Annotated in this window: 19 protein-coding genes; 12 read left to right on the top strand and 7 right to left on the bottom strand. The window is 65.3% G+C overall.

The features are described 5' to 3' along the window. The first annotated feature begins 276 nt into the window (after positions 1-276). Positions 277-1,065: a DUF2189 domain-containing protein gene (locus AC3AOF_RS22200; RefSeq protein ID WP_236988836.1), complete on the top strand. Its 789-nt coding sequence runs from the start codon at positions 277-279 to the stop codon at positions 1,063-1,065. A 27-nt stretch (positions 1,066-1,092) separates the two neighbouring features. On the opposite strand, the gene AC3AOF_RS22195 is transcribed toward AC3AOF_RS22200, so the two are convergent. Next, positions 1,093-2,310, bottom strand: a complete 1,218-nt coding sequence (locus tag AC3AOF_RS22195) for a serine hydrolase domain-containing protein (protein WP_488346508.1) — start codon at positions 2,308-2,310, stop codon at positions 1,093-1,095. Between the two features lie 838 nt (positions 2,311-3,148). On the opposite strand from AC3AOF_RS22195, the gene AC3AOF_RS22190 reads away from it, so the two are divergent. The 7 genes from AC3AOF_RS22190 (at position 3,149) to AC3AOF_RS22160 (ending at position 11,020) form a co-directional block, all read left to right on the top strand. Continuing rightward, positions 3,149-4,282, top strand: coding sequence for a glycosyltransferase family 61 protein (locus AC3AOF_RS22190; protein ID WP_488346507.1), 1,134 nt, complete (start codon positions 3,149-3,151; stop codon positions 4,280-4,282). 1,196 nt (positions 4,283-5,478) lie between these two features. Continuing rightward, positions 5,479-6,408: a WcbI family polysaccharide biosynthesis putative acetyltransferase gene (locus tag AC3AOF_RS22185; protein WP_236988839.1), complete on the top strand. Its 930-nt coding sequence runs from the start codon at positions 5,479-5,481 to the stop codon at positions 6,406-6,408. A 487-nt stretch (positions 6,409-6,895) separates the two neighbouring features. Further along, on the top strand, positions 6,896-7,846 hold the full coding sequence (locus tag AC3AOF_RS22180; RefSeq protein WP_488346506.1) for an NAD(P)H-dependent flavin oxidoreductase: 951 nt from the start codon (positions 6,896-6,898) through the stop codon (positions 7,844-7,846). A 100-nt stretch (positions 7,847-7,946) separates the two neighbouring features. Further along, a complete protein-coding gene (locus AC3AOF_RS22175) occupies positions 7,947-9,185 on the top strand; it encodes a Zn-dependent hydrolase (protein ID WP_488346505.1) in 1,239 nt (412 codons plus the stop codon). 95 nt (positions 9,186-9,280) lie between these two features. Beyond that, the gene (locus AC3AOF_RS22170) at positions 9,281-9,922 is read left to right on the top strand and encodes a hypothetical protein (RefSeq protein ID WP_488346504.1); all 642 of its coding nucleotides are present in this window, start codon (positions 9,281-9,283) and stop codon (positions 9,920-9,922) included. Next, entirely contained in the window at positions 9,915-10,286 is a 372-nt protein-coding gene (locus AC3AOF_RS22165; RefSeq protein WP_488346503.1) for a winged helix-turn-helix domain-containing protein, read from the top strand. The genes AC3AOF_RS22170 and AC3AOF_RS22165 overlap by 8 nt, the downstream gene beginning before the upstream one ends. Before the next feature lie 35 nt (positions 10,287-10,321). After that, a complete protein-coding gene (locus AC3AOF_RS22160; protein WP_488346502.1) occupies positions 10,322-11,020 on the top strand; it encodes a di-trans,poly-cis-decaprenylcistransferase in 699 nt (232 codons plus the stop codon). A gap of 373 nt (positions 11,021-11,393) precedes the next feature. On the opposite strand, the gene AC3AOF_RS22155 is transcribed toward AC3AOF_RS22160, so the two are convergent. Continuing rightward, entirely contained in the window at positions 11,394-12,470 is a 1,077-nt protein-coding gene (locus AC3AOF_RS22155; RefSeq protein WP_488346501.1) for a TIR domain-containing protein, read from the bottom strand. A 719-nt stretch (positions 12,471-13,189) separates the two neighbouring features. After that, positions 13,190-14,914 (bottom strand): gamma-glutamyltransferase, encoded by a 1,725-nt coding sequence (gene ggt / locus AC3AOF_RS22150; RefSeq protein WP_488349035.1) that lies wholly within the window; start codon positions 14,912-14,914, stop codon positions 13,190-13,192. Positions 14,915-15,081: 167 nt separating this feature from the next. Here ggt and AC3AOF_RS22145 point away from each other — a divergent pair, with 167 nt between their 5' ends. The 3 genes from AC3AOF_RS22145 (at position 15,082) to AC3AOF_RS22135 (ending at position 19,473) form a co-directional block, all read left to right on the top strand. Further along, positions 15,082-16,044: an MBL fold metallo-hydrolase gene (locus AC3AOF_RS22145; RefSeq protein WP_488346500.1), complete on the top strand. Its 963-nt coding sequence runs from the start codon at positions 15,082-15,084 to the stop codon at positions 16,042-16,044. A 137-nt stretch (positions 16,045-16,181) separates the two neighbouring features. Continuing rightward, positions 16,182-16,952 (top strand): NAD kinase, encoded by a 771-nt coding sequence (locus AC3AOF_RS22140; protein WP_236988848.1) that lies wholly within the window; start codon positions 16,182-16,184, stop codon positions 16,950-16,952. Between the two features lie 148 nt (positions 16,953-17,100). Further along, a complete protein-coding gene (locus AC3AOF_RS22135; RefSeq protein ID WP_488346499.1) occupies positions 17,101-19,473 on the top strand; it encodes a hybrid sensor histidine kinase/response regulator in 2,373 nt (790 codons plus the stop codon). Between the two features lie 6 nt (positions 19,474-19,479). Here AC3AOF_RS22135 and AC3AOF_RS22130 read toward each other — a convergent pair whose 3' ends face one another. The 3 genes from AC3AOF_RS22130 to AC3AOF_RS22120 all read right to left on the bottom strand — a co-directional run bounded on the left by AC3AOF_RS22130 (position 19,480) and on the right by AC3AOF_RS22120 (position 20,811). After that, positions 19,480-19,725, bottom strand: a complete 246-nt coding sequence (locus AC3AOF_RS22130; protein WP_236992695.1) for a hypothetical protein — start codon at positions 19,723-19,725, stop codon at positions 19,480-19,482. 137 nt (positions 19,726-19,862) lie between these two features. Then, positions 19,863-20,417, bottom strand: coding sequence for a spermidine N1-acetyltransferase (speG, locus tag AC3AOF_RS22125; protein WP_236988850.1), 555 nt, complete (start codon positions 20,415-20,417; stop codon positions 19,863-19,865). Between the two features lie 34 nt (positions 20,418-20,451). Then, a complete protein-coding gene (locus AC3AOF_RS22120) occupies positions 20,452-20,811 on the bottom strand; it encodes a hypothetical protein (RefSeq protein WP_488346498.1) in 360 nt (119 codons plus the stop codon). A 399-nt stretch (positions 20,812-21,210) separates the two neighbouring features. Here AC3AOF_RS22120 and AC3AOF_RS22115 point away from each other — a divergent pair, with 399 nt between their 5' ends. Beyond that, positions 21,211-22,494 carry a L,D-transpeptidase family protein gene (locus AC3AOF_RS22115; RefSeq protein WP_488346497.1) on the top strand — a complete coding sequence of 428 codons (1,284 nt, stop codon included), beginning with the start codon at positions 21,211-21,213 and terminating at the stop codon, positions 22,492-22,494. A gap of 60 nt (positions 22,495-22,554) precedes the next feature. On the opposite strand, the gene AC3AOF_RS22110 is transcribed toward AC3AOF_RS22115, so the two are convergent. After that, a complete protein-coding gene (locus AC3AOF_RS22110; protein WP_488346496.1) occupies positions 22,555-23,823 on the bottom strand; it encodes an OprO/OprP family phosphate-selective porin in 1,269 nt (422 codons plus the stop codon). Positions 23,824-23,937: the final 114 nt, after the last annotated feature.

Raw genomic sequence — 23,937 nt, 5'->3', positions numbered from 1 at the left:
GAAGCGGGCGGTGCGGCACCCCGGGCGCTCGACACGCTCCCGGCCCGCTCACCGTCGCGTGATCGTGCGCGGCACCCTCTTGGCGGGCGGGCCGGCTCGGCGTTACGCTCTTGCCGTGTGGCGGGACCCCCCGCCCGGTGCGAGTGATCCAGGTTTGATGCGACCGATCTGTCCGGCGCCCGTGCGGGCCGGACCGGGCGCCTGAGGACCGCCGACAGACGGCCCGAACGCGGCCCGGCCTCCCCGTCGCGGGTGCCTCCCCCCGGAGGAAACGCGATGACGAGTTCGCCCATCTTCGCCCACGGCCTGTCCGCCGCCCGCCCTGCCGTGCGGCGCATCGGCATCCCGGATCTCAAGGCCGCCCTGTCGCGGGGCGTCGACGACTTCCTGGCGATGCCGACCCACGTGCTGTTCGTGGTGCTGATCTACCCGATCGCCGGCGTCGTGATCGCGGCGGCGACCTTCGAGCAGGACCTGATCCCGATCCTGTTCCCGCTCGCCGCCGGCTTCGCGCTGATCGGTCCCTTCGCGGCGCTCGGCCTCTACGAGATGAGCCGCCGGCGGGAATGGGGCCTGCCCGCGACGCTCGCGGATGCCTATGCGCCCTTGGGCGGCCGCTCGGCCAAGGCCGTGACGGCGGTCGGCGTGGTGCTGGCGCTGATCTTCCTCGCCTGGCTCTGCGCCGCGATGGGGCTGTACTGGACCCTCTATGGCGGCGTCACCGAGCCCTCGCTGCTGGCCTTCCTCGACGACGTGCTGACCACGCCGCGGGGCTGGAGCCTGATCCTCGCCGGCAACCTCGTCGGCGCCGCCTTCTCGCTCCTGGCTCTCGCGGTGAGCGCGGTCTCGATCCCGCTCATCATCGACAAGGATGCGGATGCCGGCACCGCGATCGAGACCTCGCTGGCGCTGATGCGCGAGAATCCCGGCACGATGCTCGCCTGGGGCGCCATCGTGGCCGGGATGCTCGTGCTCGGCATGGTGTCGCTGTTCGTCGGCCTCGCGGTGGTGCTGCCGGTGCTCGGCCACGCCACCTGGCACCTCTACCGCCGGGCGGTGGGGTGACGATCAGTCGGTGATCGCCGCGATCACTTACGTGATCGCCGCGTAGGTGAGCACCCGCAGCTCGCGCCGGATCGGCCAGGTCGAGGACGGCATGAGCTGGGTCAGCATGATGACGAACAGGTCCTCGGCGGGGTCGATCCAGAACGCCGTCGAGGCCGCCCCGCCCCAGGCGACCTCGCCCGGGGTGCCGAGGATCTGGGCCTTGGCTGGATCGAGCATCACCGAGAAGCCCAGCCCGAAGCCGATGCCGCTGTAGCTCGACTCCGAAAAACGCGGCTGGCCCATATCGGCGAGGTCGCCGCGCAGGTGATTGGCCGTCATCAGGTCGACGGTCTTGGGCCCGAGAAGCCGCACGCCGTCGAGCGCCCCGCGCCCCAGGATGAAGCGGCAGAACCGGGCATAGTCGGCCGCCGTCGAGACGAGGCCGCCGCCCCCCGACGGCACGGTGCGGGGGCGGGCGTAGCGGCCCTCGCGCGCATCGTCGATGAGCGTCAGCCGGCCGCCTTCGCCGAGCGCGTAGTTCGAGGCGAAGCGGGCGATCTTGTCGGCCGGGACGTGGAAATCGGTATCAACCATGCCGAGGGGCCGGATGATCCGCTCGCGCAGGAACGCGTCGAAGGGAACGCCTGAGATCACCGCAACGAGGTGGCCGAGCACGTCGGTGGCGATGCTGTAGTTCCACTCCGCCCCCGGCTGGGCGAGGAGCGGCAGGCGGGCGGCCTTGGCGACGATCTCGGCGAGCGAGGTCTCGGCGGTCTGGAAGTCGACGCCCTCCTCCCGGTACATCCGGTCGACCAGGGTCGCGTCCATGAAGCCGTAGGACAGACCCGAGGTGTGGGTGAGGAGATCGCGGAACGTGATGTCGCGCTCCGCCGGCACCGTCTCGGGCTTCCCCCGGCTGCCGCCGACCAGAACCCGCATGTCCCGGAACTCGGGCAGGAAGCGGGTGATCGGATCGTCGAGCTGGAAGCGGCCCTCCTCGTACAGCATCAGGATCGCCACCGAGGTCAGCGGCTTCGTCATCGAGTAGATGCGCACGATGGTGTCGTGCTCCATCGGCAGACCCCGGGCGAGGTCGCGCAGGCCTTCCTGATGCGAAAACACCACCTGGCCGCGCCGGGCCACGGTCACCGACAGGCCCGGCAGCTTGCCGGCCTCGATGTAGCCCCGCATCCACGGGATGATTCGGCCCAGCCGCTCCGACGAGAGGCCGACCGCCTCCGGGGTTCTGACCTCAGCGTGCATTGTGGCTCCCCTTACCGTCGAGTGGGCCGTGCGGGAGTGCGTCGTAGCCCGCCGATTTTCAAGTTCGAAATGCCTGCGCGCGATGCATGGCGAACAACCGGCAGGCTTCCGGACTCGATGCAACTGCCGGAGGGGAAGTGGCGGGCCCGGAACTTGCCTCGAGATCAATCGCCGCGTCCGGCACCACCAAGGCCTTGCTTTCGCCGGGGCCGGCATCGCACCCCCGTGGCGCTCGCTAGTTCCATGGATCGTCATACCCGATCATGCCGCCTCCCACCGCACGGTCATGAAACCGGCACAGGCCTAGGCCACAACGGACGCGCGATCAGTCCGCAGGACGAAGCGCGGCAATGGTGCATCGACCGTCTAACGAAACGGCTGTTTTTTTGATAAATACCATCGTAGCGCGTGAAATACATTGTGCCTATCGTCCAATGTCCGGCCTTTATATATATCTGAATTATGTAACGAATAGTGAGCGAGCATGCGATCTGCGGATATCCTGCTTTTTATTAAAATAAATTATAAAATACGGCGTAATATCTCCTCTGCAAGAGATATGATATTTCAATTGTCGAATTCGGATTCGTCTGTGGAATATCGCAAAAATCGATACCAATGCTTGAGCTATCACAGTAGCTTGACATTGCTTTCAGGTGGCTTAAGAAGTGTGTCGGCGTAGGCCGTCCTGCTCGATCGGGGGCAGCCTCAGCCAGCGGTCGAATAAACGTACTGCGAGCATCCAGGCGGCTTCATGTGGAATACTCATTATCATCGCAATTTTATGCCGGACGGGTTGGATAACAGTTCGTTTGGCGTTCCTTGCGAGCTCGCCTCCATGGTCGATCGGCAGCTGTCGTCCGACATAACGATTAAATCTGAAGTATACGGACCTGCGAACTTTCCTGCGTCTCGTATCTTCAACGAGCTCGAATCTCCCGCAAAAAACGTCTATGACGCTTGCCAGGCGACGTTTCGGCGCGCCGTGTGCGAGCCTGTATCAACTACGTTGTTTTTGCCCGATCACGCATGCCTCGTTGGAGAGGGGGATCGTAGCGTATTATTAGAGGAAAGCACCTGGCATTCTGAGATTTTCTTCTCAAAGTGGTTTCGTAACGACAGGTCGACGAACTGGAAGTATTTGATCGACCGGTCGTTCGAGGCGATAGAATACGACGAGCCGGTTGCCAATATTCACCATAGATACAATCATCAATATTTTCATTGGATAATGGATGGGCTGTCTCGGGTTTGGTATATAAAGAACTTTATCAAGGATTCGGCCCCAAAAAATATAAAATGGTTTGGAAGATATGTGGATAGAAAATTCCAGAGCGCAAGTCTGGAACTTTTTGATTTGAAGGCTGAAGATTTCATCACAATAGAACGTGATTGTGTTGTAAAATTCAAAAATGCATATAATGCAGCGTTTCGATTCGAGGAGTCGCTTGGTACGCTAAGGCCGGATTATAACAGCGGTATATATAAAGTCGGGTGGTCGAGCGACTATCTTGCCGAGCTGCGCGATCGCGCAGATTTGAAAACGCGGGAAATGCCCGATTTAGGATTGGGCGAAAAAATATACGTGACGCGAGCGGATGCTGAGCATCGGCGAATTATGAATGAGCCTCTCGTCCGGGAGGTCCTGAGAAAGTTCGGGTTCAAGGAGTTTTGTCCTGGTCAGCATTCGTTGCATGAGCAGATATGCGCCTTTAAAAACGCAAAGTTTATTGTTGGCGCTCACGGTGCCGGCTTGACAAACATAGTTTGGGCCAAGCCTGACGCTGTTGTGGCAGAGTTCCTGTCTAATGGATTTTATGATACCGGCTATCGGTTCACGTCAAACATTAAGGGAATGCGGCACTATATTTTGAAATGCCGGGTTGCCGAACATGCGTGGGGTGTTGCCTTCGCCGATCTTGAGGTCGATATTGAGTCGCTTGAAAAAATGCTACATGAAATCGTTTCGTAAAGTGTTGTTTGTTGTGCCGGGCTAAATCAAGACCGGTGATCAACCACGTCTCTGACGGCTGGAATCAGCACGAATAGCCGTCAGGGGTTCTCGGAAGCCGCCCGCTTCCGTTGCATGAGCGGTGCCGGCGACGATGTGGGCCGCTGCCTCGCCCGGGAGTGGTTCGTCACATTTCGCGGCAGACCAGTTGGACGCAGCGACCGCTCCTTGATCGGCGGCGGCGTCGACTTGGCTCAGGATGATCAAGGACGTTGGGAGCGATCTTGGCTCAAGGTCGGTAGGCGGGCGACCGCGCCGCGCCCGTTCCGCGGTCAGGAGAACGAGGCTTTCTTCAAATGGTGCTGCTTCCGTCCACTGCGATCGGCTCCTGCTTGGGCGAAAGACCCGGCCTTCCGCGGCGCGAGCCATAAGGAAATCCGCCGGAGCCCGTTCCGGCAAGAGGGAAGCCCACCGCCCTCTCCGACCTCGCCGCTTGCTGCCAGGCACGGTCATATCAAATCCTGAAGCTGACCTCTGGCCGTATCATGCGCGTCATGACTTAACTGTGCCAACGGAATTCGAAGCGTGCGATATATTAAGATGTGATGATTTTTTATTATTCGATGGCCATCCGGCCGGCGCATCATATATTGTAAGATGCTGCAGTTTGTATGATGGGTATATGAATATTGACGGGCGCGGGTCGACATCGATGCGATGGGTGCGCAATGCGATCTTGCGGGGCGCATGACTCGGCGGGCTTCTTCCGGGTAACGCCTTGGCGGTGGGGTCGTTGACGGCATGCACGGTTGATGCGATCTGACTGCCGAACAATGCTCATGGTAGGCACGCTGCCGATGCACCCCACCCGACAGGCCGAGCGCCGCGTTCGCCCTGTCCCTGCTCCCCTCGCCAATGCCCATTGTCTCAACGCTGGGCGTCGTCATCATGCGGTGCGGAAATGTCGGACGCAGGGCAGGCATCGACAATCCGTCGCCATGCCCACTTGATGCCCAAAGGGAAGAGGGTTCCATCTTGCTTTGTCATGCCAGCAGGCCGAGACTTGGACATATCAGACTCCCCGTCCGTTTCGAAGGTCCGATGCCAAGCGCAAAATTACAGCCTTTTAATTTTTGGCAAAAATTCGAGCATGGACTCTAAGATCATCTTCAACGGACGTTGATCTCAGGTGCGTCTTTGGACAAAAGGAGTTCGATATGAAGCGTGGACTGGTCATCAGCAACTGTCAGTGCCAGCCGATTAAGCATACGATGAGCTTGTATTCTGATAATATAATCTTTGATGGATTTGGAGTTCATCTTCTTCCGCATGACAATAAGGCTCATATCGACACTCTTGTGGCTGATATCGATAAATACGACGTCGTTTTAGCCGTTCCGCTCTCGGATCACTATGGTGAAATTTCCTCGGAAAAAATCGGTGATCATGTAAAAGGCGATAAGCTGGTTCGCATCGTCAATATGTACTTTACAGGGCTTCATCCTGATTTGACGTATATTGGGGGTATCGCGAAAAGGGTTGATGGGCCGCTCGGCGATTATCACAGCAAGGTTGCATTGTTGGCATATTTGCGTGGGTATAATGCAGACGAGACATTCAAATTATATACCGCTAAAGTATTTGAGGCTCTTGGCTATTTCGATGCCGCAACCCGATCGATTGAGGAACTGAAAAACCGCGAGCAGAATGTCGATGTTCAGTTTTCGGATATTCTACAAGCAAACTATCGTGAGAAACCGACCTTTTTCTCGGTCAATCATCCGACTTCGTTGATGTTCGATCTGTATTGTCAAAGAATTTCTGCTTTCCTTGAAGAAAAAATCGGCATCAAACAGAGTGGGTTTCATAAAGACGCTCTTTTTGGCATGAATTACTTGGCGGGATCTGCAATATTCCCAGTATATCCCGAAATCAGCAATCATCTCGGCCTGAAGTATCCAGGATCGTACAACTTTAAGCCGACTACGTTCGGCGACAGTCCTGTCAGTACTTATGACCTTAAGGAGATGATCGCGCTGGAATTTAAAGCGTTCGATGATGTCGGAAAGTCCGATTTGACAGAGAGTCACGCGGCGCAGCTTATAGATCATCAGTACAGCAGTATAGATTTTTCTAATTATTTTTAAACGCGGCAAAAATTAAAGACTCTAGAGCGGTTCGCGATGGCAACGCGATCGTGAAGCGCTCTAGCTGCGCTCAATCAGGCTCATGCTTGGTGGTGGCCTGAGCGAACTTCACATTGTGCTCTCGCATCACGACGGCGATGCGAGGGCGACGGTTCGTCATGCCGTCGCGACGCCTCCGCCCGGCTCAAGGCGGCAGGCCCGAAAATCGGGGCGAGTATCGCTTTCTAGCCCGCATCGCCGGCGCGCGAGGGCGTGCCGGGTCAGTTGCACGATGGTTCGGACATCTCAGCCTCCCAAAGCACCGTTCGATGGCGTGGATGCCGGTCCATCATGGAAAAATCTCCTCCAGATCACAGGTCGAAACACATAACTGAGGCGGATCTGAAAAGCCGGGTGATCGGGTCTCGCTTCAGGTCGACCGGTTGACCATGCCGGACGCTGGTGCGATGCCGGGCCCCAATTAATGAGCCTGGGAGCCACGCCGCCGATGTCCCTGCCCGACAGCCTCCGCCACGCCCTCGCCCTGCCGGTGATCGCCTCGCCGATGTTCATCGTCTCCGGGCCGGACCTGGTCATCGCCCAGTGCGTGAACGGCATCGTCGGCTCGTTCCCGGCCCTCAATGCCCGGCCGAAGGAAGCCCTCGACGAGTGGCTGACCCGGATCGACGGCGCGCTCGCCGAGGCCAGGGCCGCCGATCCCGAGCGGATCGTCGCGCCCTACGCCGTCAACCAGATCGTCCACGCCTCGAACGACCGGCTCGAGCACGACCTGATGGTCTGCGGCCGGCACCGGGTGCCGATCATCATCACCTCGCTGCGCGCGCCCGACGCGGTGGTCTCGGCGGTGCACGGCTGGGGCGGCCTCGTCTTCCACGACGTCACCACCGTGCGCCACGCCGAGAAGGCGCTGGAGGCTGGCGTCGACGGCCTGATCCTGGTCTGCGCCGGGGCGGGGGGACATGCCGGCACGCTCTCGCCCTTCGCGCTGGTGGGCGAGGTGCGGCGCTTCTACGACGGGCCGCTGATCCTGTCGGGCGCGATCACCACCGGCGACGCGATCCTGGCCGCCCAGGCGATGGGGGCGGATCTGGCCTATATGGGCACCCGCTTCATCGCCACGCAGGAGGCCAATGCCGCGCCGGCCTACAAGGAGATGATCGTCGGCACTACGGCCGCCGACGTGCTCTATACCCCCTACTTCACCGGCGTGCCGGGCAACTACCTCAAGCCGAGCGTGACCGCCGCCGGCCTCGACCCCAACGCGCTGCCGGAGGTCGACAAGACCAAGATGAATTTCGGGTCCGGCACCACCAAGGCCTGGCGCGACATCTGGGGCGCCGGCCAGGGCGTCGGCACCATCGACGACGCGCCGGCCACCGCATTGGTGATCGACCGGCTGAAGGCGGAATACGCGGCGGCCCGCGCCCGGCTCGGGTAGCGCGCACCCCTCCCTTGCGCCCGGCGCTTGTCCGCCGGGCACGGGCCTCGCATGCTGGTGCTCACACCCAGCTTGGGTTGCAGTGCGAGGCTTATCGGCGATGACCACCAACCTCTCCGTGAACGGCTCCCGGCTCTGGGACACCCTGATGGTGTCGGCCGGCATCGGCACCGGGCCCCGGGGGGGCCTGCGGCGCCTGACCCTGACCGAGCCGGACCGGGTGATGCGCGACCAGCTGAAGTCCTGGGCGGAGGAAGGCGGCTATCCGCTGACCATCGACGGGCTCGGCAACATGGTGCTGCGCCGCGAAGGGACCGAGCCCGGCCTGCCGCCGGTGGTGATCGGCAGCCACCTCGACACCCAATGGGCCGGCGGGCGCTTCGACGGCATCCTGGGCATGCTGGCGGGCCTGGAGGTCCTGCGTACCCTCGACGATCTCGGGATCGCGACGAAGCGCGCGATCGAGGTCGTGAACTGGACCAACGAGGAGGGCGCGCGGTTCTCGCCGCCGATGCTGTGCTCGCTGGCCTGGTCCGGCCAGGCGACGCCGGACTGGGTCGAGAACCGGCGCGACCGCGACGGCATCCGCTTCGGCGACGCGCTGGACGGCATCGGCTATCGCGGACCGGACGCGGTCGGCGGCCGCACCATCGACGCCTATTTCGAGCTCCACATCGAGCAGGGCCCGGCCCTCGACAAGGCCGGCGTGCCGGTCGGCATCGTCACCGGCGGCTATCCGAGCTGCGGCATGCGCATCGCCGTCGAGGGCGCCACCGCCCATACCGGCCCGACCCCGATGGGCGAGCGCCACAACGCGCTGGTGGGGGCCGCCATGGTGGCGGTGGCGGTCAACGACATCGGCTGGGCCCATGCCGACACCGACGCCAAGGCCACCGCCGCCCGGCTCGACCTGGTGCCCAACCTCCCCGGCACCCTGTCGGAATACGCCGAGCTGTTCATCGACATGCGGGCGCCGCAGCTCGAGACCCTGGAGACCATGAAGGCCGCCTTGCGCGCCGCCCTGCCCGATTGCGCCGCCCGCTCGCTGACGCAGATTTCCATCGCCGAGGAATGGGGGTTCGGGGTCTTCTCCTTCGATGACGGGCTGATCGGCCTGTTGCGCGAGACCGCGAAAAACCTCGGCGTCCCGACCATGAACCTGCGCTCCCAGGCCGGCCACGACGCCTACCACGTCGCCCGGGTCGCTCCGGCCTGCATGATCTTCACCCCCTGCCGGGACGGCATCACCCACAACGAGGCCGAGGACATCGCCCTGGAGCCGACCCTGCCGGGCGTGAACCTCCTGCTCCACGCCGCCCTGGCGCGGGCCAACCGGTAAGAGCACGAGCGGGCGGTCGCGCGGCCGCCCGAATCCGCTTGCGCGACTTTGTGGATCGGCATACTTTGCATTGGAAAGTTGATGCGAGTTCCCCGATGCGCGACCTCGACCGGACGGACCTCGGCAAGGCCGACCTCGAGAAGGTGCTGGCCGATATCGTGGCGATCAGGAGCCAGGTCGCTGCCGGCACCGCCTTCCAGGGCTACGGCCCCTCCGCACTCGCCCTCACGGGCGGCCTGGCGCTCGCCACCGCAAGCCTCCAGGCGATATTCCTCGACGATCCCACCGGCCGCCCCTTCACCTTCCTCGCCGGCTGGATCGCCACCGCGTTCGTCTCGGTCGGGGTGATCGGGGCCGAGATGCTGGCGCGCAGCCGCCGGCATCATTCGGGTCTCGCCGACGCGATGATCCTCAATGCCGTCGAGGCGTTCCTGCCGGCCGGCGCCGCCGGGGCGCTGCTGCTCCTGGTCCTGGCGCGCCTCGCCCCGGACTCGCTGTGGCTGCTGCCGGGCCTGTGGCAGATGCTGGTCGGGCTCGGGCTGTTCTCGTCCCTGCGCGCCCTGCCGCGGCCGGTCGCCCTGGCGGCGGGCTGGTACCTCGTCGCGGGCCTCGGCGCGATCGCGGCCGCTTCCGAGGGGCATGCCCTCTCGCCCTGGATCATGGGGCTGCCCTTCGCTCTCGGCCAGGGGCTGCTGGCCCTCATCCTCCATCGTGCCCCGGGAGGCGACCATGCCTGAGCCGGCGCCTTTCGCCTATGACGGGCTCGACCGGGTGCTGCACGAGCGGGCACGGCTCAGCCTGCTCACCTCCCTCGCCTCGCACCGAAAGCCCCTGGCCTTCGGCGACCTCAAGCAGCTCTGCGGCCTGACCGACGGCAATCTCAGCCGCCATCTCGGGGTGCTGGAGGAGGCCGGCCTCGTCGAGATCCACAAGGGCTACGAGGGACGGCGCCCGCTCACCACCTGCCGCCTCACCCCGGCCGGGCGGGAGCGCTTCGTCGCCTATCTCGCCGTACTGGAACGCGTGGTCCGCGACGCCGCCGAGGCCGCCCGCCACGGCGAGGGCAAAGGCGAGGGCGAGCCCGCGCCCCGCCCCGCCTGAACCGTTTCCCCCCTTTTTTACCCGGAGACTTTGCAATGCAAAGCACTTCTTCACAGAACGCCAAGATTCACGTCGGCCTGATCATGGACGGCAACGGCCGCTGGGCGGAACGCCGCGGCCTGCCCCGCGGCGTCGGGCACGAGGCCGGGGTCGCGACGGTGCGGCGGGTGGCGCGGGCGGCGCCCGGTGAGGGCATCGGCACGCTGACGCTCTACGCCTTCTCCACCGACAACTGGTGCCGCCCGGCGGCGGAGGTGACCGGGCTGATGGCCCTGCTGCGCCTCTACCTGACCCGCGAGGTCGAGCTCTTACGCCGCGACGGCATCCGTCTCACGGTGATCGGCCGGCGCGACCGCCTGCCCGACGGCCTGGCCGACGCCATCGCCGCCGCCGAGGCGGCGACCCGCGCCGGGACCCGCCTGCACCTGCGCATCGCCCTCGACTACTCGGCCCGCGACGCGATCCTCTCCGCCGCCCGGCTCGCCGCCCCCGACGCCACCCGCGAGGACTTCGCCCGCCTCGTCACCGGCGACGGCGCCCCGGAGGTCGACCTCGTGATCCGCACCAGCGGCGAGCAGCGCCTCTCCGACTTCCTGCTCTGGGAGAGCGCCTATGCCGAGCTGCACTTCACGCCCTGCGCCTGGCCGGATTTCGGCGAGGCGGAACTGGCCGCGGCGATGGCGGCGTTTCGCGGGCGGCAGCGCCGGTTCGGCGGGGTGCCGGCGGCGGCGTGAGGGGTGGAGCGGGCGCGGAACGGCTGTTCCGCGCTCGCTGCGGGCGGTTCGCGAAAGGAAGGCTTATAGAACCAGCACGACCATCAGTGTGTGATGCCGCGGCGACGGGCATAGATAATTATCTGATGTGAGCAATCTGCGTGAGGATACCAGGCAATTCCTGGTATTCATCTATCCAGATTACATTTAACCCCAACGCATTTGCATCTTGCTCTTCTAGCAATTTTGAGATATCATCCAGTGCACCTCCGTTGAATGAGGTCGGCTTTCGCTTGATGATGTAATGTCCAAGAGTTTTTTCAGGATTTTTTCTCCACACCACATCTAGCAGGCGCCTCATATTGGGATCTGTTAAGCTTATACCGATTAGTAATCATGTATTTTGCGTCAATTTTGTAAGTTGTATCAAATTTGACCAGCTAAAAGGATCAATGAACTGCGTATGATATGCATCTTCGCTAAATACGAGTGTGGATTTTTCTGGGAGTTCGCCCTGTCTAGGTAGATATCCATGGACGTGATAGATAGGTATTTCATGGCCTTTGTGCTTGATTGACTCGGAATAAATTGCTCTATTGCTAATTTGATTGGAGTCAAAATTTTCTTCTATAATAGAATCAAAATTAAATGTTATAATAGACTCAAGTGATCTGGTGTGTCGCTGCGGACGAGCCAGCTGTATGATACTTTCGATTAAAGGGGATTTTAATAGGGGCGCTTCGTACAGGGCTTCTCTGACCTTGATTGGGAACTCATCGCCCAAATTGTTCTTAAGAAATTTTCCTAATATAAGAGATGATGCTCCATGGCGTTTCTGAAACTCCGCGGCCTCCAACTCCCCAAGTTTTTGAGGGTGGCTCCTTGAAAGTTTGTCCATCATCAATTCAAGAAGTCTTACTAAGAGATTGCCCCATGCTGGGATTCCAGCCTCAACGGAAACGCCGGCTCCGCACATGAGGGTTAAATTCCCCTGCCGAAGTGCGTCGCGCAATTTGGCTATTTGATCTGCTCTAGTTTCGGTTGATGTCGCTGTTGTAGCAGGGCGGGTGAATGACTCCAAAATAGGGCTACGAAGCGTCTCACTAAGCTTTTCGAGTCCTGCTTGGAAATTAAGTGACAGATCGAGATAATATCTATCTGCGAGATAACTTGGTACTTCTGATTCGTCTATTTTTATAGGTATGATGCGCTTATCTCGGCTGGAGATCTGATTGAGGGCAAGCATGGAAAATTCACGCTGGACCCATTTTGAACGGAACGAATTCTCACTAACCACAACAATAAGAACATCAGATTGAGCAAGTCCCTCTACAAATTTTTCTTCTATAACATCTCCAGGCGCCAAGCTTTGGCTGTCGATCCAAATATCATGCCCATCCTGTGTTAATCGAGAAGTGATGCGCTCGACCGCGTCACGATCTTTGTGGCTGTAGCTGATATAAATTTTCACTTCAGGTCCCCGATTCTGTATATACAAAAGATATAGCTGTTATTCGCTTATCTTGATATCATATCGATCGAATTGATGTTAAGATGATATTATAGTGATTTTTGATAAAATAATATTAATTCTCAAGCGCATGCCTTCGCATGAATCGTCGGTTGATAGTGGGTTGTGCATTTTTTCTCGGTCATCCAGCAAAATAGGCATGGATCGCCCCCACCTGACTGGAAATTTAGTCCATAACGAGCAATGAGTCACGCGCATACGTACGTGGTAGTTATGTCGGGCTGCCAAACTGCCATATCCTGCATCGTCCAGCATTGCAGTCGTGTACCTTGTTCCAAGCGAGCCTTTTGGGCTGTGGTTTAATGATGTGTTTCCAAATTAGCTATGTAATGACCAAGGCAAACTCGATGGATCGTTGTGCTGGCCGCATCGCCACTTGCAAGCTCTCCTGAGCCGACCAGGGTACAGGCGAGCGTGGCGATGAGCGCCGTTGTTGGCTCGCACCGGTTGCTACCCTACCAGCTAGGCCAGTCCAATGAGGCCTACTGTCATGGAACGGTCCAAGGCCTAGCCGCCTCCGTTCCAAGAGAGTGAAATTCCGGAGTAGAACGCACCAGCGGTCAGCGTCAGCGATTCACTCGGACCGATCGTGTCCCGGTAAATCTGCCCTCGCGCCGCGGAAGCCCAAGGCTCCCGCGACACCCCCACCTCGCTCCCTCTCAATACCCCAACGCACTCCCGGTATTCCGCCGCGGATCGTTCGCCCCGTAATACCGAAACGCCCCCACCGGCTGGCCGCCCAAAGTCGGCGCCCCGATCAGGATCGCCGCCAGGTGGTTCGCCGGCTGGGCCGGGCCGAACTTGTGCCCCATGCCTTCGAGAATCTTGCGGGTGTCCGGCGACAGGGCGAAGCGCTCGACATTGGTCACGTCGGGCATCCACTGGTTGTGGAGGCGCGGGGCATCCACGGCTTCCTGCACGTTCATCCCGTAATCGATCACGTTGAGGATGCTGTGCAGCACCACCGTGATGATCCGGCTGCCGCCCGGCGTCCCGGTCACGAAGACCGGCTTGCCGTCCCGGGTGACGATGGTCGGGCTCATCGAGCTCAACGGCGTCTTGCCGGGCGCGACGGCGTTGGCCTCGCCCTGGAGCAGGCCGTAGATGTTCGGCACGCCGACCTTGGCGGTGAAGTCGTCCATCTCGTTGTTGAGGAGGACGCCGGTCCCCGGCGCGGTGATCCGCACGCCGAACCAGTCGTTGAGGGTGTAGGTCACCGAGACCGCGTTGCCCTGTGAATCGACGATCGAGTAATGCGTGGTGTTGCTGCCCTCGTGCGGGGCTGAGCCGGGCTTCAGCTCGGCCGAGACCCCGGCCTTCTGCGGGTCGATCGCGGCGCGGATCTTGGCCGCATAGGCCTTGTCGGTCAGCCGGGCGACCGGGTTCTTCACGAAATCGGGGTCGCCGAGATAGCTGTTGCGGTCGAGATAGGCGTGGCGCATCGCCTCGATCTCGTAATGGACCGCCTGCGCCGAGCCCCAGCCGAGCTTCGCCAGGTCGTAGCCTTCGAGGATGTTCAGCATCTCGCAGATCACCACCCCGCCGGAACTGGGCGGCGGGGCCGAGATCACCCGGTAGCCGCGATAGTCGCACTCGATCGGCGGCAATTCGCGGGTAGCGTAGCGGTCGAGGTCGGCCTGGACGATGAGCCCGCCTTGCGCCCGGCTCGCCCCGGTCAGCGCCTCGGCGACCGCGCCCTTGTAGAACCCCTCCTTGCCTTGCTCGCCGATCGCCCGCAGCGTCCCGGCGAGGTCTTTCTGAACCAGCGTGTCGCCCACCCGGTAGGGCTGCCCCTGGTTCAGGAAGATTTTTGCGGATGCCGGATCCTTGCCGAGATCCTCGGTGGCGGTTCCCAGCATGTCGACGTCGCCCTGGTCGAGGGCGAAGCCCTCGTCCGCGAGCCGGATCGCCGGCGCGATCAGGTCGGCGCGGGGCTTCGTGCCGTATTTCGCCCGCGCCTCCTCGAGGCCGGACACGGTGCCGGGCACGCCGACGGCGAGGAAGCTCTTGGTGCTCGCGCCCTTGATCACGTTCCCGTTCGTGTCGAGGAACATGTCGCGGGTGGCGGCGAGCGGCGCCTTCTCGCGGAAATCCAGGAAGGTCCGGCTGCCGTCGGCGCGCTGGATCGTCATGAAGCCGCCGCCGCCGAGATTGCCGGCGGCCGGATAGACCACCGCCAGCGCGTAGCCGACCGCGACCGCCGCATCGATGGCGTTGCCGCCCTGCTTGAGCACATCGACGCCGACCTGCGTCGCGAGATGCTGGGCGGTGACGACCATGCCGTGCTCGGCGGCGACCGGCGCCCGCGAGGCGGCGTGAGCGGCCTCCCGCGGGACCGCCACGACGAGGAGCGCGGAGAGAAGACCGATGCCGAATGCGGCGATCCTGGTGCCCATGAGCGTCCTGCCCTGCTGGTGATTCGACCGCCACGGTACACGACGGCGGCGCGCGGCTGTATCGCGCGCATGAGAGATCCGTGCGGCACCCATCCCCTTCCGCGGCCCGCGCTCTAGCTGCGGGAGGACGACGCTCCAGGGAGGCCTCCATGTCGATGAACCGTCGCACCCTCATGGCCGGGGGCATCCTCGCCGGCCCGGTGCTTGCCAGCGCCCCCGGCCTCGCCGGCGGCGCCGCGGCGCCGGCCGCCGACCTGCCGGGGGTCTACCGCTATCGCCTCGGCGAGGACTCGGTGACGGCCCTGCACGAGGGCGGGGTGAAGCGCCCCCTCGATGCCGGCTTCGTGCGCAACGCTCCCCTCCCCGAGGTCCAGGCGGCGTTGGCCCAGGCCTTCCTGCCGACCGACGTGCTGCCGATCACCTTCACGCCGCTCCTTCTCACCCTCGGGGGCAAACGGGTGCTGGTCGATGCGGGCTTCGCCGATCAGGGCCCGCCCGGCACCGGCGGCGTGTTGCACGGGCTGGCGCTCGCCGGGATCGAGCCGGGCACGATCGACGCGGTGGTGATCAGCCACTTCCACCCCGACCACATCCTCGGCCTCAAGCGCAAGGACGGCTCGCCGACCTTCCCGAACGCGCAAGTGCTGGTGCCGGAGGCCGAATGGCGATTCTGGATGGATGACGGGCGCATGGCGAACCCGCCCGAGGCGCTGAAGGCCAATCTCGCCGCCGTCCAAAAAACCTTCGGGAGCGGCCTCAAGGTCGAGCGCTATTCGTGGGACAAGGAGGTGCTGCCGGGCCTCACCGCGCTCGGCACCCCCGGCCACACGCCCGGCCACACCTCGTTCCGGCTCGAATCGGGCGGCAAGCGGCTCCTGATCGCCTCCGACATCACCAACCACCCGGCCCTTTTCGTGCGCCATCCCGACTGGTCGGCGCTGTTCGACATGGATGCCGACCAGGCCCGGACCACCCGCCACCGGATGCTGGCGCTCGCCGCCGACGAGCGGCTGCCGGTCGCCTTCTACCACGCCCCCTTCCCGGCCGCCGGCCACATCGCGAAGGCGGGTGCGGCCTACGAGTTCGTCCCCCTGCAATGGGGATTGGGTCTCGCCTGAGCGTCGCCGACCGCTGGACGACACGCCGCCCCCGCGTGCTATGCCTCTGCCGCCGCGGCCGGCGACGGCCCGGCGGCCGGTCGCGTCGAGGGAGGCGCGGCGGGACCTTGACGATTTCGGCGGTCGGGACACCCCACATGGCGCGGCGCTTCAACCAGATCGCCTTCATCGCGAGCCCGACGCCCGACGCCCGCCAGGCGGCCGAGCTCCTGATGCAGCGCTACGACCATGTGCCGCCCGAGGAGGCGGACGTGGTGGTGGGGTTGGGCGGCGACGGGCTGATGCTCCAGGCGCTGCACCGCTTCATGGGCACGGGCAAGCCGATCTACGGCATGAACCGCGGCACCGTCGGCTTCCTGATGAACGAGTTCCACCTCGAGGATCTGATCGAGCGGCTGGAGGTGGCCCAGCGCAGCATCGTCCACCCGCTCCTGATGGTGGCGACAGACGTGCTCGGCCTCACCCATACGGCGCGGGCGGTCAACGAGGTCTACATGCTGCGCCAGACCCACCAGACCGCCAAGCTGAAGATCTCGATCGACGGCCAGGTCCGCCTGCCCGAGCTGATCGCCGACGGGGTGCTGGCGGCGACGCCCGTGGGCTCCACCGCCTACAACCTCTCGGTCGGCGGGCCGATCCTGCCGATCTCGTCCCAGCTCATCGCGCTCACCCCGATCTCGGCCTTCCGGCCCCGGCGCCAGGGCAGCGTGCTCCTGCCCAACCACGCCCGCATCCGCATCGAGGTGAAGGACCCGGAATACCGCCCCGTCGCGGCGGTGGCCGACCATACCGAGTTCCGCCGCGTCGCCCGGGTCGAGACCCAGCTCGACCGCTCGACCGACCTCGTGATGCTGCACGATCCCGGCCAGGGCATGGACGAGCGCATCCTGCGCGAGCAGTTCGGCTGAGGCCTTGCGACGCGAGGTCAACGGAGCGCACTGGAAGCCGGCCCGCACCCGATTAGTTCCGTCGCTGGGCCCCCTGTCGGGGCCACGCCACGGAGCCCCCCCGGATGCCCGACCGCCTGCCCTCGCACCCCGTCCGGGGCCGCATCCGATGAGCGAGAGCGCCCTGCAGCCGGACGATTACCGCAACCTCGCCGAGTCGCTGCCGCAGCTCGCCTGGATCGCCGAGGCCGACGGCTCCATCGTCTGGTACAATCAGCGCTGGTACGACTACACCGGCACGACCCTCGAGACGATGCGGGGCTGGGGCTGGCGCGCCGTCCACCATCCGGACCACCTCGAGCGGGTCGAAGCGCGCTTCCGCCGTGCCTTCGCGGCCGGCGAGTCCTGGGAGGACACCTTCCCGCTGAAAGGCGCCGACGGGGTCTTCCGCTGGTTCCTGTCGCGGGCCCAGCCCTCGCGCGACGCGTCCGGGCGCATCCTGCGCTGGTACGGCACCAATACCGACATCACCCGCAGGCGTGCCGCCGAGGAGCGCCTGCGCCACGCCCAGGAGCGCTTCCGCGCCCTCGTCGACAGCGCCGCGGCGATCATCTGGTCGGCGGACGCCAATGGCGAGCTCTCGATCGGGCAGTGGCGCTGGACCGCCTATACCGGCCAGAGCGACGAGGAATGCCAGGGGTGGGGCTGGGTCGAGGCGGTGCATCCGGACGATCGCGGCCGCGCCGCCGAATCCTGGGCCCACGCCGTCGAGGCGCGCACCCCCTTCGAGATCGAGTATCGGATGCGCCGGCGCGACGGCGCCTGGCGCCACATGGAGGTGCGGGCCGCCCCCGTGATCGCCGAGGACGGAAGTTTACGCGAATGGGTCGGCATGCATGTCGACATCACCGACCGCAAGGAGGCCGAGGCCGAGATCGAGCGCGCCCGCCACGCCGCGGAAGCCGCCAACCGCGCCAAGAGCCAGTTCATCGCCAATATGAGCCACGAGCTGCGTACCCCGCTCTCGGCGGTGATCGGGTATTCGGAGATGCTGGCCGAGGAGCTGGAGGATCTGGGCCAGGCCGAGCTGCTGCCGGACCTGCGCAAGATCGAGTCGTCGGCCCGCCACCTGCTCGGCCTCATCAACGACGTCCTCGACATCTCGAAGATCGAGGCCGGTCGGATGACGGTCGCGGCCGAGGATTTTTCCGTCACCGACATGATCGACGACGTCGTGGCGGCGACCGAGTCGCTGGTGGGCAAGAAGCGCAACCGCCTCGCCCTCGACATCGCCGACGATGCCGGCGCCATGCGCCAGGACCAGGGCAAGGTGCGTCAGTGCCTCGTCAACCTGCTCGGCAACGCGGCGAAGTTCACGGAGGGCGGCACCATCACCCTCTCGGCCCGGCGCGACTCCGTGGAGGGGGCCGAGTGGCTGACCTTCGCGGTGGCCGACACCGGCATCGGCCTCACGCCGGAGCAGTGCGGCCGGCTGTTCGAGCGCTTCGCCCAGGCCGACGAATCGACCACCCGGCAATTCGGCGGCACGGGCCTGGGCCTCGCCATCACCCGCGCCTTCTGCCGACGCATGGGCGGCGACATCACGGTCGCCTCGACCTACGGCGAGGGCGCGACCTTCACCATCCGGCTGCCCGCCGTGCTGGCGGCGCAGGACGACGAGCCCAGTCCCGAGGAGGTTCGGGCGCTGGCCGAGGCCAAGGAGGAGGCCGCGCGCCACGACACGGTGCTCCTCGTCGACGACGACCCGGCGGCGCGGGAGCTGCTCTCCCGCTTCCTCGAGCGCGAGGGGTTCCGGGTGCGGACCGCCAGCGACGGCAAGGCGGGCCTGGCGCTCGCCCGGGCGCTCAGGCCCCGGGCGATCCTCCTCGACATCGAGATGCCCAGGATGGACGGCTGGTCGGTGCTGCACGCCATCCGCACCGACCCGGACCTCGCCGCGACCCCGGTGATCATGACCTCGGTGGTCAACGAGCAGGGCCTCGGCCGGGCGCTGGGGGCGACCGACTACCTCGTCAAGCCGATCGATTGGGACCACCTCAAGGGATTGATGGAGCGCTACCGTCCGGCGGATGCTCCCGGTACGGTGCTCCTCGTCGACGACGACGCGGATGCCCGCGAGCGCCTGCGCCGCAGCCTGTCCCGGGACGGCTGGACCGTGCGCGAGGCCGAGAACGGCGCCGTCGGCCTCCGATGCCTCGACGAGGGCCGGCCCTCGCTGATCCTCCTCGACCTGATGATGCCGGTGATGGACGGCTTCGCCTTCCTGACCCAGCTCCGCGCCCGGCCCGACGGCGCCGACGTGCCGGTGGTGGTGCTCACCGCCAAGGACATCACCCCGGCCGAGAAGGAGCGGCTCGGCCGCGACACCGAGCGGGTCATCGTCAAGGGCAGCGTGTCGCTCGGCGAGATCGGCCGTCTCTTGCGGAACATGTATGCCGGGCAGGTGCCGGACGCGGTGCCGGCCTCGATGCAGGGCCTGATCGACGAACTGGCGGCGCGGACGGGGCCGGAAGGGGGGTGAGGGCGCCTATCCCCGCCCGCGCGCGGGCCCGGTCCCCTCGTCCCACACGCTCCAGCGAAACACCTCGGTGCCGGCACCGTCGACGATGCGCACCGCCTCGGCCGCCGGGCCGGAGCGCTGCGGCACCCGGGCCCGGCGAAAGAGGCGCAGCGCCCGCTCGCGGGCGGCGTCGAGGCCGGTACTGCGGATCGAGGCGCGCTGGACCGGCGCGTCCTCGGGGCCGATGATCTCGATGTGGTAGGTTTCGCGCAGCAAGGCTCTGGGGGCTCCCGGTCGGCCCCCTCAATAGGGGAGCCGGGCAGGCCCGCGCCAGGGGGGCGCCGCCGCATTCCGGAATCGTGCCCAGGCCCCGGCCCGTGAAATCCGCGGCACCCTTGCGGCGCGCGGGGTCAGGTCTTCAGCACCGGCTCGTTGACGTCGCCGCCGCCGCGCCGGGCGAGATAGGCCGGCTGGAACATGCACATCCGCACCGCATCGCGGTACTTGCCGTTGACGAAGAATTCGTCGCGCAGGATGCCCTCCGACTCGAAGCCGCAGGCCTCGTAGATGCCCACGGCGCGCCGGTTGTCCTTGTCGACGTGCAGGTAGAGCTTGTGGATGTTGAGCACCTTGAAGGCGTAGTCCATGGCGATCTGCGTCGCCCGCAGGGCGTAGCCGCGGCCCTGGAAGGACGGGTGGATCGCGATCTGGAACTCGCAGGAGCGGTGCAGGTGGTTGATCTCCACCAGCTCGACCAGGCCGGCGCGCTCGTTCTCCGGGGTGGCGATGATGAAGCGCCGCTCGGTCTGGTTGTGGATGTTGCGCTCGTAGAGCTGCGCCAGCTCGGCGAAGGATTCGTAGGCCTCCTCGAACCAGTAGCGCATGATGCTGTCGTTGTTGTTCAACTGGTGCACGAAGAGCAGGTCTTCGCGTTCCAGCGGTCGCAGCTTGAGATTCGGGGCCATGGTCGTTCGAAAGGTGCCGGTCGGGGTCCCGATCCTACTCCTTCGGCTTGGCCCCGTCACCCTCGGCCCCGTCACCCTCGGCCCCGCCACCCGCCGACAGGATACTGACTGCCGCCGCGAGGCGGTCCCAGCTTTCCGCCAGCCGCGTGACCTCGGCGACCAGCCGGTCGAGAGCCGCCGCGGCCTCGGCGCCCTCCGGGGTAGCCCGCGCCTCGGCGGAGACCGGCGCGTCCCGCAGGGCCGCGAGCTGGTTGCGCAACTGGCCCCGCAGGGCGGCGAGGCGCTGGATTCCCGCCTCCCCCGGCAGCGGCCCATCCACCTCGTCGTGCGGTGCATTCCCCTCCACCAGCCGCAGCCAGCGTCGTCCGGTCTCGGGCATGGCAGCCTCCGTCATCCGGGGCCCTCGCGGGGCGTGCGTGTCCTCGCGGGGCGTGCGTGTCCTCGCGGGGCGTGCGTGTCCTCGCGGGGCGTGCGTGTCCTCGCGGGGCGTGCGTGTCCTCGCGGGGCGTGCGTGTCCTCGCGGGGCGTGCGTGTCCTCGCGGGGCGTGCGTGTCCTCGCGGGGCATGACGGCCGATGCTGCCCACCAGGAGCGAACAAGACGTTAACGAGATCTTGAGAATGCCGGCCACGCTTCGTCTCGCAGTGATCACGCCGACTCCCGGGAAAAAGCTTTGCCGTTCGGTGGCTCGACAGTCTTCACCCTCTCGACAGTCTTTGGTGGCAGGCTCCCGCGCGAAAACCGCCACATTGCCGTGTCAGGCATCGGCCGGGCTGAGGATGGAGCGACGGGGAATGGCCTTGCGGGGACGGACGATCCTGTGCCGGGCGGCCGTCTCGGCGGCCCTGTTGGCGGGTCCCCTCCCCGTCCATGCGGCTCCCAAGCACCTCGCTCCGGTGCCGCCTGCGACGGTCGCCCTGATGGCGGCGCGCTCCATGGCGCCGTCGGCGCCGGTGCTGCTGCGGGCCTACAAGCAGGAATCCGAGATCGAGGTGTGGAAGCGGGCGGCGGATGGCCGCTTCGTCCACCTCAAGACCTTCCCGATCTGCCGCTGGTCGGGCCAGCTCGGCCCCAAGACCCGCTCCGGCGACCGCCAGGTCCCGGAGGGATTCTACTCGGTGGCGGCCCGGCAGCTGAACCCGAACTCGGCCTATTACCTCTCCTTCGACGTCGGCTATCCCAACGCCTACGACCGGGCCCATGGCGGCACCGGCTCGGCCTTGATGGTGCACGGCACCTGCTCCTCGGCCGGCTGCTTCGCGATGACCGACCGGCAGGTCGGCGAGATCTACGCGCTCGTGCGCGACGCGCTCGCCGGCGGCCAGGCGGCGTTCCAGTTCCAGGCCTTCCCGTTCCGGATGACCGCTCGCGCCCTGGCGCGCCACCGCAGCGACCGGCACATCGCCTTCTGGCGCCAGCTCAAGGAGGGCTCGGACCGGTTCGAGGCGACCGGCCGCGAGCCCTTGGTCGGCGTCGAGGGCGGGGCCTACGTCTTCGCTCCCTATCCCGACCCGGCGGTCGAGGCCCTGGCGGTGGCGCGGCGCAGCGAGGAGGAGGCCCGCATCCGGGCCCTGGTCGAGGGCGGGGTGGAGGCGGTGCGCACCACCTACGCCGATGGCGGCCAGCATCCGAGCTTCACCGCGATCCTGAAGCGGGCCCAGGGTCTCGGGGCCGCCGCCGGTGCTGCTGCCGTCACCGGTACCATCGCCGGCCCGGCCGTGGTCACTGGCGCCACCGCCTACGCGCCCGTCGGCACTGCTTCGGCGAGCCCCTTCGCGTCCTTCATCGTGCCGGCCGGCTTCGGCGATGTCAGCCGGCCCGAGGCCCTGGCGCTGGCCGGCCGCGAGGTGGTGGTGATCCCGGCCCGCCGCCGCCCGGCAGCCCCGATCCACCCGATCCAGGTCGCGGCCGCCTTCGTGCCGGTCGCCTTCGTGCCCTTGCCGGTGATCGAGACCGAGCCGTCGCCGTTCTCGCGCCTGCGCCTGGCGGAGGAGCCCTCCCGCCTCACCCTCGCGGCCTCGCCCGAGCCGGCCCGGCCGTTTTTCCTGACGGCGAAATTCGCGGCGTTGCCGCGCTGACGGGAGATCGGCGGCATCCAATCCCCGTCTGCCGACCGCACCATCGGGACGGCGGCTATCCTACCAATACAGCTGCGCCCGCCCGATGAACGCATCCGCATCGATCGTCCGGCGGTTGAAGTTCAGGCTCGCCGGCGAGGGCGAGGTGTGGGAGCGGACGTAGTCGAACACGAAGCGGATGTTGCGGTCCGGGTACCAGTTCACGCCGGCGGTGAAGTCCTGCTCGATGCCGCCGCGGATCGAGCGGTCCTCGAGGTCGATGGCGCTGTAGCGTAACCCCAGCTCGAACACCCCGGTGCCGCCGCGGCTGACGCGCTGCGCCTCCTCGACCTGCACGCCCCCGAACACCGCGTATTCCGTGGCGTAGTTCGGGGCGATCTGGTAGCGGCGGCCCTTGCCGTTGAGGATCAGGCCGGCCTGGACGTAGCCGCCCTGGAAGCTCAACGAAGGCGCGCCTCCGAAGCGGCCGATCTCGGTCAGGATGTACTCGGCCTGGAGCCGGAACGGTCCGGCCTGCCACGCCGCCTCGAGCCCGACACGGCCGATATTCGCCGCGTCGCGGATGCCGCCGGTATTCACGAATTGCCGCGCGAACAGGAACGCCTCGGAGCGGCTCGACAGGGTGAGCGCGCTGCCGTCGTTCGGCAGCGAGCGGTAGCTGCCGGCGAGCCCGACATGCAGGACGTCGTACCCGTCCTCGCTGAGGTAGGGCGCGTAGGTGACCCGGGTGGTCGAGGCGATGCCCTGGTCGCCGATGGCGGCGTTGTTGATGTTGCCGCCGAACACGCTGGTCACCGCGGTCCAGTTCCGGCCGTAGGTTCCGACGGCGAAGCCGAAGTTGCGGGCCGGCGCGAAGGCGTCGGCGAGCGAGCGCTCGGTGAACAGGGTGTTGTTGTCGGAGATCAGCTGGTCGAGGCTGAACGGCTCCTTCATGTTGCCGAGCGCGACGATGACGTTCTTGAACCCTTTGTAGGCGACGACCGCGTCGTTGATCGGCCGGTTCGGCTCGGCGAAATCGTACTGGAAGGCGAGTTCCAGCACCTTGCCGAGGGTCAGGTAGCTCTCGATCCAGGAGCGGCGCACGGCGATCGGCGTGTCGAACACCGTGCCGAAGCCGCGCTGCTGCACCCGCCCGGTGCCGAAATCGAGCTGCAGGCGCCCGCCGATCCGCAGGGTGGCGGCGTCGTCGGGGAATTTGAGGGTGATGCCCTTCTCGTCGATGGTCAGCTTTTCGCCGAAGGGGCCCGGCGGTCCCTCGATGGCGGCGGCGGGCAGACTGACGGACGCGAGCAGGAAGGCGGCGAGCGGCCAGGAACGGAGATGCGGCATGGACCGGGTCCTCGCGACGGGTGTCCGGATATCTGCCCGTTGTCGCGTGACGGCGATGCGACCATCGATGGGTCCGGTGACGATCGCCGGCCGATGTGGCGGGAGCGCCACGCG

The organism is Methylobacterium sp. 142-1Y, assembly GCF_057747795.1.
Note: the sequence above shows the minus strand (reverse complement) of the source record. Positions and strands in the feature narration are given on the sequence as shown.